Below are 16445 nucleotides of genomic sequence, written 5' to 3' on the forward strand. Positions count from 1 at the left end.
GATGGTCGGAGTAGAGGGATTCGAACCCCCGACATCCTGCTCCCAAAGCAGGCGCGCTACCAGACTGCGCTATACTCCGATGGCTCCTCGAACTGGACTCGAACCAGTGACCCAATGATTAACAGTCATTTGCTCTACCAACTGAGCTATCGAGGAATTAATCAGATTAGTGCAGAATTTTGCATCAGAGATAGTTGGTGGGTCGTACTGGATTCGAACCAGTGACCAATTGATTAAAAGTCAACTGCTCTACCAACTGAGCTAACGACCCAACTATCATAGTAATGGGGTGGACGATGGGGCTCGAACCCACGACCGATGGAATCACAATCCATAGCTCTACCAACTGAGCTACGCCCACCATTACTAAATGGATGATAAAATGGTCGGAGTAGAGGGATTCGAACCCCCGACATCCTGCTCCCAAAGCAGGCGCGCTACCAGACTGCGCTATACTCCGATGGCTCCTCGAACTGGACTCGAACCAGTGACCCAATGATTAACAGTCATTTGCTCTACCAACTGAGCTATCGAGGAACTAATTTTATCTTTGCTACAACACGCCATCTTTAAAGATGGCGGAGGAGGAGAGATTCGAACTCTCGGTAGGCTACTAACCTACGCCGGTTTTCAAGACCGGTGCATTAAACCACTCTGCCACCCCTCCGTTGCGAGCGAGGTGTATATTACTGATTTGAAATTTCAGTGCAACATTTTTTTGAAAAAAATTTAACTTTTTTCGCTCACATAGTTTTGATCCGCTGCTGCACGAATCCAAACATTGGAATACCAATAGTAACTGCGCCCAGTTCTATCCGGCATAGTACAGTTAATACGACCACGTCCTGTACCAAATGCTTTCGGCGCTGTCGCCACTACTTCATGGTCTGAAGCCCATTCTAGAACAGCTTTCCCCTGGCCAGAAACATAGCAAGCTAAATCTTTGAAACGATATTTGCCTTCTTTAAAGGTCAAACGAATCGAAACAGGGTCGGCACCAGCAAAATCTCCTCCAGCTTCTACGTTCGATAGTGGCATAGGCTGTGAATTTAGCTTGGTCTTCAAGGTCGTCAACTTAGCATAGGCACCAGACGCAGGAAAACGCGGTAAATTCTCAAAATCGGAATCCGCACTGACCACACCTGATTGCTGACCAAATGCCATAATGCCCTTTTCAGCCATCATGTCACGAATCGTATGGTCAGACTCGCCATAAGGATAAGCCAACATTTTAGGCGAATGACCTAGGTGCTCATTCAACAAGGCTTCGACGGTATCGACTTCGTTTTCCATGCGCTTAAGCCAAGCGACATCGGTTTCACCTTCCAGCTTACGCAACATATAAGGATGGCTGATAGTATGATTGGCAAACACACCACCGAATTCTTCCATCTCTTTCATTTGTTGCCATGTTAAGAAGCTACGACTGTTACGCTCAACTGGTTCAGTATTAATGAAAACCGTGAAGGGAAAATCGCGCTCTTTTAAAATAGGAAAGCCCGCTTTGTAGATATTACGGTAGGCATCATCAAAAGTAATGGCGACGGCTTTTTCTGGTAAAGGTTTATTGGCCTTCAAATCCTCTAGTGCGGTTTTAAGATCAATCACCTTAAATCCTGCCGTTTGAAGATAGTCCATATGCTCAGTGAATTGCTCAGGAGTCACTGAGGTGGATTTCGGTGACGTACTGCTCACATGGTGATACTGCAAAACAGGAATAAAATCCTGCGCTTGCGTCATCACACTTACTCCTAACGCACCAACCAACAAACCACAACGCATCACTCCATAGCGAAACTTTGACAACATGTCACTTCTTCCTCTTTGTTTAAAATTTGCCCCATTCTACGCGACCCATGGGCAAAATGACCAGCACAGCAGAACGTCTAATGTGAGTAAACTGTTATGGTCGTTTTGCTATGCCACTGCATCTACTTTTATCGTCATTAGAACTCTACACTCAAATGATCTTGAGCCTAATTAGATGACACTTTGGAGTGCATTATGTCAAAAGCTGATTTTTACCAAAACCTCGCCACCCAACTAGAGCAATTAAAAGATCAAGGCTTATATAAACAAGAGCGTCCCATGATTACGCCACAGGCCAGCCAAATTACCACGGCAGACCAACAACCTATGATCAATCTATGCGCTAACAACTATTTAGGGCTAGCCAATGACTCTGACGTGACACAAGCGGCTCATCAGGCATTAGATGAGTTTGGCTATGGTATGGCTTCAGTACGCTTTATTTGCGGCACTCAAAGCATACATACAGAACTTGAACAAAGCATTAGCCAATTTTTAGGTATGGAAGACACCATCCTTTATTCTTCTTGTTTTGATGCCAATGGCGGTCTATTCGAAACCCTATTAAATCAAGACGACGCCATTATCAGTGATGCACTTAATCATGCCAGCATTATCGATGGGATTCGCCTCTGTAAAGCTCAGCGCTATCGCTATGCTAATAATGATATGGCTGAACTCGAAGCGGCTTTACAAGAGGCTAATAACAATGGGGCTAAAACCAAACTCATTGTCACCGACGGTGTATTCTCGATGGACGGCATCATTGCAGACCTAAAAAGTATCTGCGACCTCGCGGATACATATGATGCACTGGTAATGGTAGACGACTCCCATGCCGTGGGCTTCCTTGGTGAGCATGGCCGTGGCAGTCACGAATACTGCGATGTGATGGGGCGTATTGATATCATCACAGGCACACTTGGAAAAGCCTTAGGTGGCGCGTCAGGAGGCTATACCAGTGCCTCTAAAGGTATTGTCGAATGGTTGCGCCAACGTTCTCGCCCTTACCTTTTTTCCAACGCTTTGGCTCCTGTGATTACCGCTACTAGCCTAAGCATTCTGACAAAACTAAAAGACAATAGCCAGGCACGACAACAATTAAAAGCCAACAGCCAATATTTCAGAACGGAAATGACAGCACTGGGCTTCGAACTAGTTGCAGGCGACCACCCCATCATTCCTATCATGTTAGGTGATGCAAAGCTGGCACAAACCATGGCAAATGCGCTATACAAAGAAGGCATTTTCGTTACTGGCTTTGCGTTTCCTGTGGTACCGATGGACAAAGCCAGAATTCGTACGCAAATGTCAGCAGCACATACCAAGGAGCAACTCGATCAAGCCATTCAAGCCTTCGCAAAAGTAGGTCGAGAAATGGGTATTATTAAAGGAGAAGTGCGATGAAAACATTAGCCAAACTGCACCCAGAGCAAGGCATCTGGTTAACCCATACGGACACACCGGAATGCGGTCACAATGATGTGATTATTAAAATTCGTAAAACGGCGATTTGCGGTACTGACATGCATATTTGTCATTGGGATGAATGGTCACAAAAGACCATTCCCGTTCCCATGACAATAGGCCATGAATTTGTTGGTGAAATTGTTGAGGTTGGCCCTGAAGTAAGTGGTTTCAATATAGGGGATCGCGTGTCAGGAGAAGGTCACATCACCTGTGGTCACTGTCGCAACTGTCGTGCTGGGCGCCGTCATCTTTGTCGTAAGACTCTAGGTGTGGGCGTTAATCGCACTGGGGCGTTTGCTGAGTATCTGGCTATTCCAGCCAGCAACGCTTTTAAAATACCAGACAATATCAGTGATGATCTGGCGGCTATTTTTGATCCTTTTGGCAACGCAGTCCACACCGCCCTGTCTTTTGATTTAATAGGTGAAGACGTACTAATTACTGGCGCAGGGCCAATTGGCGCGATGGCCGCCGCTATCGCCAAACATGTGGGTGCACGTAATGTAGTCATCACCGACGTCAACGACTTCCGTTTAGACTTGGCTAAAAAATTGGGAGCCACTCGCACGGTCAATGTGACAAACGAATCACTTACCGATGTTATGGCAGACTTGGGCATGAGTGAAGGCTTCGATGTGGGTCTGGAAATGTCTGGAAACGATCAAGCATTTCGCTCTATGCTAGAAAACATGAATCATGGCGGCAAAGTTGCCATGCTTGGCATTCCAGACAAAAACACCCTAATTGACTGGAACCAGGTAATTTTTAAAGGCCTAGTCATCAAAGGCATTTATGGTCGTGAAATGTTTGAAACCTGGTACAAAATGGTAGCCATGCTGCAGTCTGGTTTAGACATCAGCCCTATTATTACCCATCAATTCTCAGTTGATGAGTTTCAAAAGGGCTTTGATACTATGGGGTCAGGTCAGTCAGGCAAAGTCATCCTAGATTGGCGCTAGGTGATTAAAACTTGCGTCAAAAACTTGATCGCGTTAGCGTAATTCTTTTCGACGCAAAACTGAGCGGTAACATGTTAGAAATTGGCACTCAAGCGCATCCGCGTCCACACCAAGATGCGCTCTATATTCTGTTACATCGTCAACAAGTACTGGTCGAAGCTGACCAGCAGTTTTTAATTCCCTTTCACCATTTTCAACCTAACGCGAATATGGGAGCTGTCTACTGCGGTCAATGGCACGGTCAAGACGTGTTTGTTTGCCGTTTTGATACAGTACCAAAAGGCTTTACGGAAATAGGTTTGCGCGAACTCTTGTTCCAGCAGGATCAAGAGCACTACATCTTACTCAGTCGCGCTCATCAATTGTCCACTTGGGACAGAGATCATCAGTTTTGTGGTCGCTGCGGTACAAGCTTGCAAGAAAAGCACCACAAAGAACATACGAAAATTTGCCCAAAATGCCATCTAAGACATTATCCACGCATTTCGCCTTGCATCATTGTCTCCATTCGATATGACAACCGCATTCTACTCGCTCGTGGTCCACAGGCCCCAAAGGATCGCTACAGTAACATTGCCGGTTTTGTTGAGGCAGGCGAAACGTTAGAGCAGGCTGTCGCCCGAGAAGTGAAAGAAGAAGTGGGCATTGAGATCAACAATATTCGCTACATCAGCAGCCAACCTTGGTCATTTCCCCATCAATTGATGGCGGGTTTCTTCGCGGATTACCAGTCTGGCGAGTTAACACCTGCGCCAGGGGAAATCGAAGAAGCTGACTGGTGGCACATAGACGATTTACCCATGATACCAAACGCTGCCACTATCTCTGGTCAACTGATATTGCAGCATGTTGACTGGATCAAAACGGAACAGGATTAAAGCGCCGGTTGGCACTGGTATTCCAGTGCCAACTCTCTATACTAGCCTTCCCTTTTAGTCGTATGTTCACTCCCTATTAATAATAAGATTGAGAAAAACGTGGAAGCCTTACTTCAATCCATTGAAAAGAAAGTTCGCCCTTTAATTGGTCAAGGTAACGTGGCTGATTATATCCCTGCCCTAGCAGAAGTTGACCCTAATCAGTTTGGTATCGCCATTTACAGTAACGATGGCACCCTTTATCAAGCCGGACAAGCAGACACTGAATTTTCCATACAAAGCATCTCCAAAGTATTCAGCCTCACATTGGCCATTAAGCATTATGGTGAAAGCATGTGGCAGCGAGTCGGTCGAGAACCTTCTGGTAACCCATTTAATTCCTTAGTGCAGCTAGAATACGAAGCTGGCGTGCCAAGAAACCCTTTCATCAATGCTGGCGCCTTAGTAGTCAGTGATATGAACCAGTCGCGTTTTGCTTCACCGCATTACGCCATGCGCGAGTTCATCCGTCGTTTGGCTGATAACCCTCACATACAATCAGATAAAGTGGTGTCTGATTCCGAATACGAATTTCGTGCTCGCAATGCTTCCATGGCCTATTTAATGAAAGCCTTTGGCAATTTTGATAATGATGTAGAAGACGTACTGCACAGCTACTTTGATAACTGTGCTGTGCGCATGAATTGCATCGATCTCGCCAAAGCCTTCAGCTTTTTAGCGAACAAAGGGTTTTCACAACATTCTAATGAGCAAATTTTAAGTCCGAGAGAAACCACACAAATCAATGGTTTACTGGCCACCAGCGGCTTGTACGACGAGGCTGGAAACTTTGCCTATCGTGTTGGCTTGCCTGGAAAAAGTGGTGTTGGCGGGGGCATCATCGCCATTGTGCCAAATCAGTTTTCTGTGTGCGTCTGGTCTCCTGAACTAAACAAGTCAGGCAACTCACTTGCTGGTATGGCGGCACTAGAAGCGCTATCCGAAAGCATTGGCTGGTCAGTTTTCGGCTAATCATATTGATCCAATCAAGCATCAAAAAAGGCGCTCAACCATGTTGAGCGCCTTTTTATTTATTACCTAGCTAGATACAAATAACTAATCAGTGATCACTTTGTAGCAAGGCACATAAGCCGAACCAGGTAATTTCATGCGCTGTTGATCAACAAAGGCTTGTAACAGCACATCCAATTTGGCTAACAGGGCCTTATCACCATGAATTTCAAACGGTCCAAACTCTTTAATGTGCGCCACACCTTGTGCCTTCACATTACCCGCCACAATAGAAGAAAAAGCACGACGTAAGTCGGCAGCAAGTAAATGTAATTCTTGTCCGAAATGCAGGTTCAAGCCGCGAACATTGTCATGAGTGGGTTCAAAAGGATGCTGAAATTCTTCTGGAATATGTAATTTCCAGTTGTAATAAAACGCATCTTGATGCGCTTTACGATAATCACGAACCTCTTCCATACCTTGTTTCATGATACGCGCAACAGCTACCTCATCATCAATGACAATTTGGTATTTGTTTTGCGCCTCTTTCCCTAGCACATCCCCAATAAAAGCGTGTATTTGTTCAAAATAATCCGCACTTTCTTTTGGCCCAGTGAACACCAATGGGAAAGGAATATTGGCATTTTTAGGGTGCAACAAAATCCCCAAAATATAGAGGATCTCTTCCGCAGTGCCAGCGCCACCAGGGAAGACAACAATGCCGTGCCCAGCTCGCACGAAGGCCTCAAGACGTTTTTCAATGTCCGGCATAATCACTAATTGATTGACGATTGGATTGGGCGATTCAGCGGCAATAATACCAGGCTCAGTTAACCCCAAATACACACCGTCTTTAACACGTTGCTTAGCATGAGCGATCGCCGCGCCTTTCATCGGCCCTTTCATCGCACCAGGCCCACAGCCAGTACAGATATTAAGATCACGCAAGCCCAATTCATGACCAACCCGCTTGGTGTAATCGTACTCATGACGAGCAATAGAGTGGCCACCCCAACACACAATCAGGTCTGGGTTTTGAATACGGCGAAACACATCGGCATTACGTAACAACTCAAACACCACATTCGTCAGTTTTTCTGAACTAGCGGTTTTTAAGCCATTTTCTAAATCGTATTCATGATGGGTAAAAATAATGTCACGCAGCACACTAAATAGCATTTCACGAACACTGCTGATCATTTTACCGTCAACAAACGCACTACCAGGTGCGTTTTTCAGCTGTAACTTAACACCACGCTCTTGTTGAATAATTGTAATATCAAAATCACGATATTCGTCCATAATCGCCTGCGGATCATCTGAATCACTGCCGCAGTTCAAAATGGCCAACGCACAACGGTGGAATAAATCATGAAGTGGCCCTGATTCCTCAGACAAACGCGCCATTTCATCTTGTGACAACATTTCTAAAGCGCCTTTTGGCGCCACTAACGCATCTACGCGATCTTCATACTGCATGATCGCCCTCCTCTTTTTTTATCTTACTTTTCATCTGTTTTATCATTACTTTATATTGGTAGTGATGGACAGTTTTATCAAGCAGACTTAACAAAGTTAACAAAATATCCCTATTTAAAGATCAATCAGTTAGTCGCCATTTGAGCTCGTAACCGCACAACCGGACGCTCATCAATCACAATGTGAATCAAGGCCGTAATCAGAGCAATGATGCAAGCGGCCCACCAAACAACATCATAAGAGCCAGTGTGATCATACAAATAACCACCTAACCAAACGCCACTGAATGAGCCAAGTTGGTGGCCAAGAAAAACAATACCATACAACATGCCCATGTATCGCAAACCAAACATTTGTGCGACCAAACCTGAGGTCGGTGGAACCGTGGCTAACCAAAGCAACCCTGTCACAATCGAGAACAGATACACAGACCAATCTGTCATTGGAAACACCATAAAGAGTGCGATGGCCACAGCACGTAACGCATAGATGATGGTCAGTAATTTCTTTTTCGAATAAATCCCTGCCCAGCTACCCGACAATAAACAACCAAAGATATTAAACAAACCAATCAAGGATAAACTGGCCACCGCCACGTCGGATGAAAAGCCCTCATCCGACAAGAAAGCCGGCATATGCACTGTAATGAAAGCTAACTGAAAACCACAAACAAAAAAGCCCACCACCAGCAACCAATAATGGGAATACACACCTGCTTCTTTTAATGCCTGAGTCATGGTTTGCGTCTTTTCGGCGCTTTCGGTCTGGGCCAGTTTCGCTTGCTTCTCATTGCGAAATGGGCTCGACAGCAATACCATCATCAAAGCGCCACCTGCTAACAAAAGCAACGCGTTACTCCAGCCATAAGCTGAAATAAAACCTTGTGCCACAGGTATCACCAGAAGCTGTCCAGCCGAACCTGCCGCACTGCCTAACCCCAATGCAAAAGATCGTTTTTCAGGAGACACCATTCTTGCCATAGCAGGCAACACAACACCAAAACCCGTTGCCGCAATGCCCATCCCCATCAAGACTCCAGCACCAATATTAAGGCCAAAAATGGTACTGGCTTCTGCAGTAACATAAAGACCTAATGCGTATAAAGCCGCACCAATAAATAAGGTTTTCAAGGTACCAAAGCGATCAGAAAAAGCACCAGCTAAAGGCTGAAACAACCCCCAATATAAGTTCTGCAATGCCAAAGCGAAAGCAAACACTTCACGCCCATAACCAAACTCTTGAGAAATAGGTGCCATAAAGAAACCCATAGACGAACGTAAACCAAAGTTTAGTGCCAATAGAATACACACCAAGGCAATGGCTAAACTGAATAACCGAACGGGTTGTGACATGCTGATCCCCTGCATCGTCCATAGCTAAAGATAAGCTCCGAATCATAGAGCTAAGCGCAGATCAAGAGCAAGCCAAAAGCGAAAAGAAAAGGCCCAGTTCATTGACTGGGCCTTTTCTTTTGAGGAAGATATTATGTTGTCGTTTGTTTATTTATCTGCCTTGGGTCGTAAAAACGCCACCACCTTATTCTCAAATTGCAACGAATCCACCAACTGTTGGAAGCGACTCAAAGTCAAAGACTCATCCAATGTCGCCATATCTTCTAAATAGCGCGCATCATCAAACTTCACATAACTCAATTCCAGTCTGTGCACTAGGGTTGAACGGAAAGAGTTTTTTAAACGATTTATTTCCACATCAGCAAAAGCCAGCTGAGTCTCGGACACCCATTGTCGCGTGATTAAAGCAGGTAAATTCGCCAATATCTGCTCCGTTTGTGCCGCCAAAGCGTCGACTCGCTGCGGGTCGCTGGAGAATTGTACTGACAGCTCGGCACGATTTGATTCACGATTCAGCTCCAGTCCCACTCGAACACTGTAAACACCTTGCACTTTATCTCGCAATTGGCGTTTCAACACTTCTTCCATGCGTTCGCCTAAGTACAGTAATTGCAGTGCTAATGTGGGTGACCAAGTCATGTCTTGGTAGGCGTACAAACGAAACTCCGCTTTCGGTGTTTCATTAATAGACAAATCCAATCTTCTTTCACCGGCTGTTTGCAGCACTGGATGAGTGCGTCGTTTATGAGTAGCGGCCTTTGTCGCCGCACGAGGAATGCTCGCCAAATGCTTGGCCACTGACTGGAGAAGCACTTGTTCCTCTAAACTGGAAACAATGAAATATCTCACCGGTAGCGCAATCTGTTGTTCACGAGCTTGATTCAAGGTTGCAAAACTAAGCTGCTCAAGAGCCGCCACACTAGGTAGTAACTCTTGCTCATCGCCAAAACGCGTTTTGGCAACCTCCCTTGCAAAAGCCTCACTCACTCTCACCACATCGACTTTTGCATTGCGTAACAGTCCTTTCATTGCATCCTGATAAACCGACTGATCAATGTTTGGCAAGCTTTGTGACTCATGATAATAAGCCAATAAGGTATCGAAATTTATATCTGTGCTGTTGCCTCGGTAAAAAACACTTTGCGCTTTTTGTTTGACGGAAAGATTTATTTTGTTCGCCTGCCGCCATTTAGTTAACTCTTCTTGTGTCCAGCCGTAAACACCTGTTGCCTCTGAGAGCTGTAATGCAATTTGCTCCGCCCAGTGATTACCACCTAATACCTGATAGCCAGCTTTGGAATAGGCAGAGAAATAACTGATGGACTCTTCAGCAGGCTGATACATATCTGCGTAGCGCTCAGCTAAGACAGTCGGATCCAGTAAAGTTAACAGATCACCATTCAATAACTGCCACTCAGATAAGCCCAATTGAGTATCACGAGACACTAAACGATACTCTCCGCGAGAAACATTTTCCGGTAGCGCTTTATCCGCTACTTGAACGGCTTTTTGCAACGGTTTATGAGTAATCTGCAAGGCTTTTGAAAATAGTTTTTCTATTGTTTCGGCATTACCAAGATCTACTTTTCCCCCACCAACCGCTTGAGTATAAAGAATACGATCCGCTGAATTCAGCCAGTCGCGCATGCGTTGATTCACATCCTCTAAGTGAATCGTTGGTAATAGGTCGAGTACTTGATTATTCGATATTTCAGGGTCGGCCAATACCTTATCAGTGGCAACCGCATCTAAAATCTTCATGCTCCATAAACTGCCTCGTTGTTGCGAAGCCTGCTTATTCGTTTCAACCGTCTTCATAACTTTTTGTCGTATTGCATCAAAATCAGCTTGGTAAAAACCTTGCTGCTGAATGGCGGCCAGCTCTGACGCCAGCACAGATACCCCCTGCGCATGAAAACCGGCGTCCACATTCACAGAGAAGCCAAAAATATCCACATTAGGTGACACACTGCCTTTAGTACTTGAAAAGCTTCTAACCTTGTCTTTAAGCTGGACGCTTTGGCGACGTACTTGTTGCGTTAACAAGCTACGTGCCATGTAGCCAATCAAACCATTACGTCGCCCTTGTAGCGAGTTTTCATAGCGGTTCTCATAGCGAAGCAAGTACGCCACACGATTAATTTTACTGCCAGCATCCGTTAGTTCCCCTATCTTTAGTTCATCACCTAGACGTGGATCTTTTTCATGACGTGGCGGCAAAGGTAGGCTTTCTGTTTGCCCAAACAATCGCTCTATTTGTTCAGCAATCAGCTCTGGGTTACTTGGCGTATAGAGAATTAATGCCATGTTACTGGGCTGATACCACCCCTTATAAAAGGCTTGAAGCCGTTCCACTGGGGTATTCTTTATGGACGTTTGTGTTCCAATAACAGGGCGTTCAGGATACAGGGACCCCACTCGCAACAAGGCTTTTTTCTCTTCATTAATGCGCGTTCTAGGTGACAATTTTTTACGCCATTCTTCTTCTATCACCAAACGCTCTTTACTCAAGGAGTCATCCTTTATTTGTGCATAAAACGCCATTTGTTGATAAATTTTCAGCATGGCTGAGAGGCTTTTATCGTTCGTCTTTTTTAGATTGATCATATAGCGCGTATTTTCGCTGTTGGTCATGGCATTAAAATCCCGACCTTGCTTAAGCCCAAGCTCAGTTAATGCACTTCTTACACCCTGCGGGTAATCACCACTTTCGTGGAACACCATATGTTCAACCATATGTGCGACACCCAACTGGTCCTGCTCTTCATCCATGGCACCCGCTTTGACTAATAAGGTAGCCATGGTTAATTGCTTTGGATAGTCAGCCTCTTGTCGTGAATCAAAAATATAATATTGAAAACCATTGTCCAAAGTGCCGCGAACAATCCGTTTATCCCAAGACATCTCTCCCTGTTCATTGGCCAATATTGGCTGAACTAGTAAACAAAACAAGACACTCAAAACCCGCTGATAAAACATCATTCATATCCCAAAAAAAGAGAAATGCAGTGACAAAATGCATCACTGCTAATTATAAAAAGATTCAATCTAATCATTAACAACCACTAGAAACGCATACCCACTTCAATAGTGCTTGAGCGTCCTAAGGTGTAGGAGTAAGTATTGGAGTTAGTAGAAGCATCAATATAGTCATCAAAGATATTATTAACCTTTAACTTTAAGTAACCGTCCACGTCCTTAAACAGCTCTGGTTGCCACTCAAACGTGGTGTCTAAGGTAATCAATTGATCAAAATCTAGGTCTTCATAGATGTCATAGGTGCCAGTAATATCGGTATAGTTATCTCCGGTGTCTCTTGCAACAGTACCACCGGCTTTCACATTGATACGATTTGACCAAGTCAAATTCCATATTGGAATATAAGTCTCAGTAGAGAACTTAACGGTAAAGGGAATATTGAAATCGGTTTTAGGCAGTTGGGTTTCATAGATTACATGACCGTGATAGTAGATGGAGTCAGACGAAATCTCATCTTCGTAAGACACGTCACTCAACACGTTGGTTTCGCTTTCTTGATAACTGATGGAGAAGCCACCGTAAGTTTGTGTGCCCGCAAACTCAAAAGGCTTCAATGTTTCAAAACTCAAAGAAAGGGTTTCAGTAAGACTTTCCCCTTCATTAGTGTAGTAATCACCAGTGTCGTTTTCAGTACGCGTCACTAAGTCCTGAGAGTCTCGACGTACCCACTTGAGGGTAGCATTGACGTTACCCAATTTTTGCGACACTCCCAACACTAACTCATCGGAATAAGGCGTGTCTAAGTCATACTGGTAGAAAGAATCATCGGAATAATTCGTCACACGATTTAAACTACCATCGGAATTGTATCGATACATGGTACGCCATGAGCGTAACTGGCTGTTCACCTCGTAACGGAAGAAATCACGGCCATAGTATCGATTGGCGCCGGTAATCAAATAGGTTTGCTGGTTACTGAAAATATCCCAAGTGGCACTGGCCCGGGGAGAAATATCCAAGTTTTCAAGCGAAGTATTGTAGTCGGCTCTCAACCCCAAGTAGTAAGTCCAATCCTTGTGTTCGATGGTGTCCTCAACAAAAGCACCATAAGCCAAATAGCTTTTTTCTAATTTGTTAGCAGCCGTTTCACTTTGAATAAACAGATATTCATCATCGTAATCCACCACACCATCAGAGTTTGCATCGGCACAAGAACTTGAACCACTAATACAGCGGTAGGTTTGACTAATAATGTCACCTTCCACTTCATAGAACTGCTTAATATGGCTCAGCTCAACCCCAAGATGAAGAGTGTGCTGAAAATCCCCAACAACAAATGCCTTCTGTAACCAGTCTAACCCTACTGCTGTGGTATCTTGTTGCTGATTAATGTCACCGTAACCACCGGAATAAGGCCAATCACCATTGGTTCTATCCGCAGGATGATAAACATAACTTGAGTCATCAGATGCTAAGGTATCTTGCGCCTTGCTATAACTCAATAAACTGGTAAGGACGCCCTTTTCAGCTTGATAAACTGCATCCAAAGACACCCCAGTGGCCTTGTGCGACTTCACAAAAGCGGAATCATAAGAGGCATTCGTTACTCCATCATGGTAGCGGTTCGAATAAATTACTGAGGCTCCGAAATTCAGATCAGAAGTCGCTTTAACATCTAAACGCGCCGCCAAATTATCCACGGTATCATCGTATTCCACCCCTTGTTTATCATAAACAGTATTACCAATGTTTTTGACATAGCTCTGAGCAAAACGAGAGACACCACGAGAAAAGCTGTAAGTCATACCGGCTTTTTCACCCAACCCTTGTGCGCCCGAGAGGGTGTAACGCTGCTTTAGGTAATCTGGAGTGTATTCACCTTCTATGGAATCCCCTTCCGCCATATCTTCTTCTAACGACTCATCGAAGTGCATTTCGTCAAATTCATCACGAGACAGTTTATATTTCCATGAGAAATAATCTTCGCCGTCATAACGTTTAATTTCTGAGCTAATCACACCACCAAGAAAACCACCAAAAGCGGCAGGAACATTGGAGTCGTAAATGGTCACCGACTCTAAAATCGCAGGATCCACATAGAAGCTTTGTGATGAACTCCCAGATAGCATACTGAGATTGGCAGGATTAATTGGGTTTGAATAAGTGTCTTCCGAATCACCAGGATTCAAATCATTATTCGCTGAAATACCATCAATGATATAAGCATTCTGGTAATGAGCTTGGCCGTGAATAGAGACTTCATCTGGGCGCATGCTGGCACTACTGGCAGAGTTACTGGAAGATAAACTGAAGCGCGCCGCCGCATTGCCTTTCAACAAATCAGTTAAATTTGTGCTCTCACCAGCCATACTCTCTATCTCAGTAGAACGAATGGTTTTCTCACCTATCTTAGTCGTATCTTTCGTGTCGTTAATTAGGATAGGTGATAATTCAATACCATCTGAGGTTTGGGTAACACTGTTCGCATCAACCAACACAAGGCTGTTACCCGTGCCCTCTTGATAAGATAGCCCTGTACCTGACAACAAAAGATCTAGCGCTTGACTATGAGAGTATTGCCCTTCTATACCATTTGTTCGTTTGCCACGTGTTAATTGAGCATTTCCACCGATAAACCAACCTGATGTTACTGCAAATTGGTTTAACGCTTTTTCTAATGAACCTTCTGGAATGCGATAAAATGTATGCTCATTAATAACGGATGCCGCAAACGCACTATTTGGCACAATAAAAGAAAAACTTCCCGTTACCAAGCCTATACTCAAAGCTAATAACGTGGGAGTTGTTCGTTGCTTGACACAACGAAAAGAATGGCAGGTTAACATGTGATACTCCAGTAATAGTAATACTTCTTATTTCTATTACCGAACACAGTTACGAAAAAGGGACATAAGAAAGGTTAACTTTTTAAAGCATTGCTGAAAATCTTATGCGGCTGAAATATTAATCCACCAAGGCATGATTTTTTCCACCTTAATAGGGAAAGCTGTTTCTAACATAGTCAAAACGGTATCAATATCTTGGGTTGGATAGGTACCAACCACACGCCAACTTTCTAGACTTGAATCGAGGTTGATATGACCATGCTGATAACGACCAATTTCATTGATAAAATCTTTTAAGGACATATCATCGACGATTAATTGACCACGAGTCCAAGACTCATACATAGCCATTACTGGTTGAGGTTTCATCGACGCATTTTTATGTAAATGCACCTCTTTTCCAGCATTAATCAGCATAGATTGTTTTGAGTGCAATGAAGAAAAAGACAGTTGTCCATGATAGACAGCAAGCACAGCCTGCTGATCAGATAAATGGCGCAAACAAAAACGAGCTTTTTGAGACGTCAGCTTTATTACCGCATGAGGGCAACTAACTAAGAAAGGCCGTTCATCTTGTGTTTCATTTAAATCGAAGAATGCCTCTCCTGAAATCAAGGAGATGGCCCGCACATTGTCATCAAACTCATCGTTTAAGCCTGTATATGTGTTTAACCAGACATCAGAACCATCTGCTAGAGCGACACGCTTCAACTCACCAGTCGAGGTATGAAAATCAGCGTTCCAAACCGCTACCATACTGGGCAAGCTGGCTTTCTCCCAACCTATCCAACCAATACCTAACGCAGCCGTGACACCGAGTAAGCCTTTAGAAAATTGTCGACGAGATACTTGTCTTGCATGACTGTTGTCGAGAACCTGCTTAACGGGAGTGTTAAGTCCCTGCTGCTGAAAAGAGTCAAACATGGCACCAACTGATTCGACTTTTGACCAAGCACGTTGATGCTCAATATCAGCCTCTAACCATTTTAGCCACGCTTGTTTATCTTGTTCCGATGCCGCTTCATCTGACAATATGGCAAACCACTCTGATGCCGCTTCTAATTGTTTAAAGTGATTCGATTTTGAATTCATCATAGAGAAAGTTCCGACTGCAACATCACGCATTGAAGCATCGCCTGAGCCATATAACGTTTTACCATTCGCTCAGAAACAGACAGGTGTTCGGCAATCTCTCGATACGTTAATCCATGTAATTGCGATAAAATAAGAGTATTTGCTACTTTCATCGGCATCTTCGCAATCACCGCATCAAGCTGACACAAGACCTCGATCATCTCTGCGGAATGCTCGGCTGACGGTTGAAAGTCTTCTTCCAAGTTTGCGAGCGATTCTAGCCAAGCCTGCTCAATTTGTTTACGACGCCAATGGTCAATAAATAACCCTCGAGCAATCGTAGCAAGCAGCCCTTTTGGCTCCCTGCTATTCCATGAAGCATTTGACTTTTTCAGCAGGCGCACAAAAGTGTCTTGAGTTAGGTCAGCCGCTAACTCATTGCAACCCAGTTTTTTACGAATCCATCCTTTTAACCATTGATGATGCTCAATATAAATGTCTCCAACCCTTTGAGCATTTTCTTGTTCAGGACTCATAGCTTGGGAGCACCTCGCCTTATATCACTGTATGAAGAGCGCGCAAAATAGCAAAAATGAGAATCAATATCAA

General features: G+C 44.3%; 11 protein-coding genes and 7 tRNA genes. 4 read left to right on the forward strand and 14 right to left on the reverse strand.

Going from position 1 to position 16445, the window contains the following annotated elements; genetic code table 11:
• Positions 1–2: 2 nt before the first annotated feature.
• From DFP76_RS14950 to DFP76_RS14985, 8 genes are all read right to left on the reverse strand, one after another.
• Positions 3–79: transfer RNA gene (locus tag DFP76_RS14950), tRNA-Pro, on the reverse strand.
• Position 80: 1 nt separating this feature from the next.
• Positions 81–156: transfer RNA gene (locus DFP76_RS14955), tRNA-Asn, on the reverse strand.
• A 39-nt stretch (positions 157–195) separates the two neighbouring features.
• Positions 196–271: transfer RNA gene (locus tag DFP76_RS14960), tRNA-Lys, on the reverse strand.
• A 14-nt stretch (positions 272–285) separates the two neighbouring features.
• Positions 286–361 (reverse strand) — tRNA-His (locus DFP76_RS14965).
• A gap of 22 nt (positions 362–383) precedes the next feature.
• A tRNA-Pro gene (locus DFP76_RS14970) sits at positions 384–460 on the reverse strand.
• Position 461: 1 nt separating this feature from the next.
• Positions 462–537 (reverse strand) — tRNA-Asn (locus tag DFP76_RS14975).
• 39 nt (positions 538–576) lie between these two features.
• Positions 577–667, reverse strand: a tRNA-Ser gene (locus DFP76_RS14980).
• Between the two features lie 62 nt (positions 668–729).
• Entirely contained in the window at positions 730–1809 is a 1080-nt protein-coding gene (locus DFP76_RS14985) for a polysaccharide deacetylase family protein (RefSeq protein WP_113875417.1), read from the reverse strand.
• A gap of 195 nt (positions 1810–2004) precedes the next feature.
• Between DFP76_RS14985 and DFP76_RS14990 the strand changes: the two genes are divergently transcribed.
• The 4 genes from DFP76_RS14990 to glsB all read left to right on the forward strand — a co-directional run bounded on the left by DFP76_RS14990 (position 2005) and on the right by glsB (position 6127).
• Positions 2005–3216, forward strand: coding sequence for a glycine C-acetyltransferase (locus DFP76_RS14990; protein ID WP_113875418.1), 1212 nt, complete (start codon positions 2005–2007; stop codon positions 3214–3216).
• Complete coding sequence (gene tdh / locus DFP76_RS14995) at positions 3213–4238, forward strand: L-threonine 3-dehydrogenase (protein ID WP_113875419.1); 1026 nt, start codon at positions 3213–3215, stop codon at positions 4236–4238. Before DFP76_RS14990 ends, tdh begins: the two co-directional genes overlap by 4 nt.
• Positions 4239–4249: 11 nt before the next feature.
• Positions 4250–5116, forward strand: a complete 867-nt coding sequence (gene nudC, locus DFP76_RS15000; protein ID WP_245931952.1) for an NAD(+) diphosphatase — start codon at positions 4250–4252, stop codon at positions 5114–5116.
• A gap of 99 nt (positions 5117–5215) precedes the next feature.
• Complete coding sequence (gene glsB / locus DFP76_RS15005; RefSeq protein ID WP_113875420.1) at positions 5216–6127, forward strand: glutaminase B; 912 nt, start codon at positions 5216–5218, stop codon at positions 6125–6127.
• A gap of 84 nt (positions 6128–6211) precedes the next feature.
• On the opposite strand, the gene ppnN is transcribed toward glsB, so the two are convergent.
• The 6 genes from ppnN to DFP76_RS15035 form a co-directional block, all read right to left on the reverse strand.
• Positions 6212–7585 carry a nucleotide 5'-monophosphate nucleosidase PpnN gene (gene ppnN / locus DFP76_RS15010; protein WP_113875421.1) on the reverse strand — a complete coding sequence of 458 codons (1374 nt, stop codon included), beginning with the start codon at positions 7583–7585 and terminating at the stop codon, positions 6212–6214.
• A gap of 125 nt (positions 7586–7710) precedes the next feature.
• Positions 7711–8937, reverse strand: coding sequence for an MFS transporter (locus DFP76_RS15015; RefSeq protein ID WP_113875422.1), 1227 nt, complete (start codon positions 8935–8937; stop codon positions 7711–7713).
• A 147-nt stretch (positions 8938–9084) separates the two neighbouring features.
• The gene (locus DFP76_RS15020) at positions 9085–11919 is read right to left on the reverse strand and encodes a M16 family metallopeptidase (protein ID WP_113875423.1); all 2835 of its coding nucleotides are present in this window, start codon (positions 11917–11919) and stop codon (positions 9085–9087) included.
• An 83-nt stretch (positions 11920–12002) separates the two neighbouring features.
• Positions 12003–14762 (reverse strand): TonB-dependent receptor, encoded by a 2760-nt coding sequence (locus DFP76_RS15025; protein ID WP_113875424.1) that lies wholly within the window; start codon positions 14760–14762, stop codon positions 12003–12005.
• A gap of 102 nt (positions 14763–14864) precedes the next feature.
• Positions 14865–15887 carry a FecR family protein gene (locus DFP76_RS15030; RefSeq protein WP_113875425.1) on the reverse strand — a complete coding sequence of 341 codons (1023 nt, stop codon included), beginning with the start codon at positions 15885–15887 and terminating at the stop codon, positions 14865–14867.
• Complete coding sequence (locus DFP76_RS15035; protein WP_113875426.1) at positions 15854–16372, reverse strand: sigma-70 family RNA polymerase sigma factor; 519 nt, start codon at positions 16370–16372, stop codon at positions 15854–15856. The genes DFP76_RS15030 and DFP76_RS15035 overlap by 34 nt, the downstream gene beginning before the upstream one ends.
• Positions 16373–16445 lie beyond the last annotated feature (73 nt).

This window comes from Marinomonas aquiplantarum, assembly GCF_003314975.1.
GTDB classification, from domain to species: Bacteria; Pseudomonadota; Gammaproteobacteria; order Pseudomonadales; family Marinomonadaceae; genus Marinomonas; species Marinomonas aquiplantarum.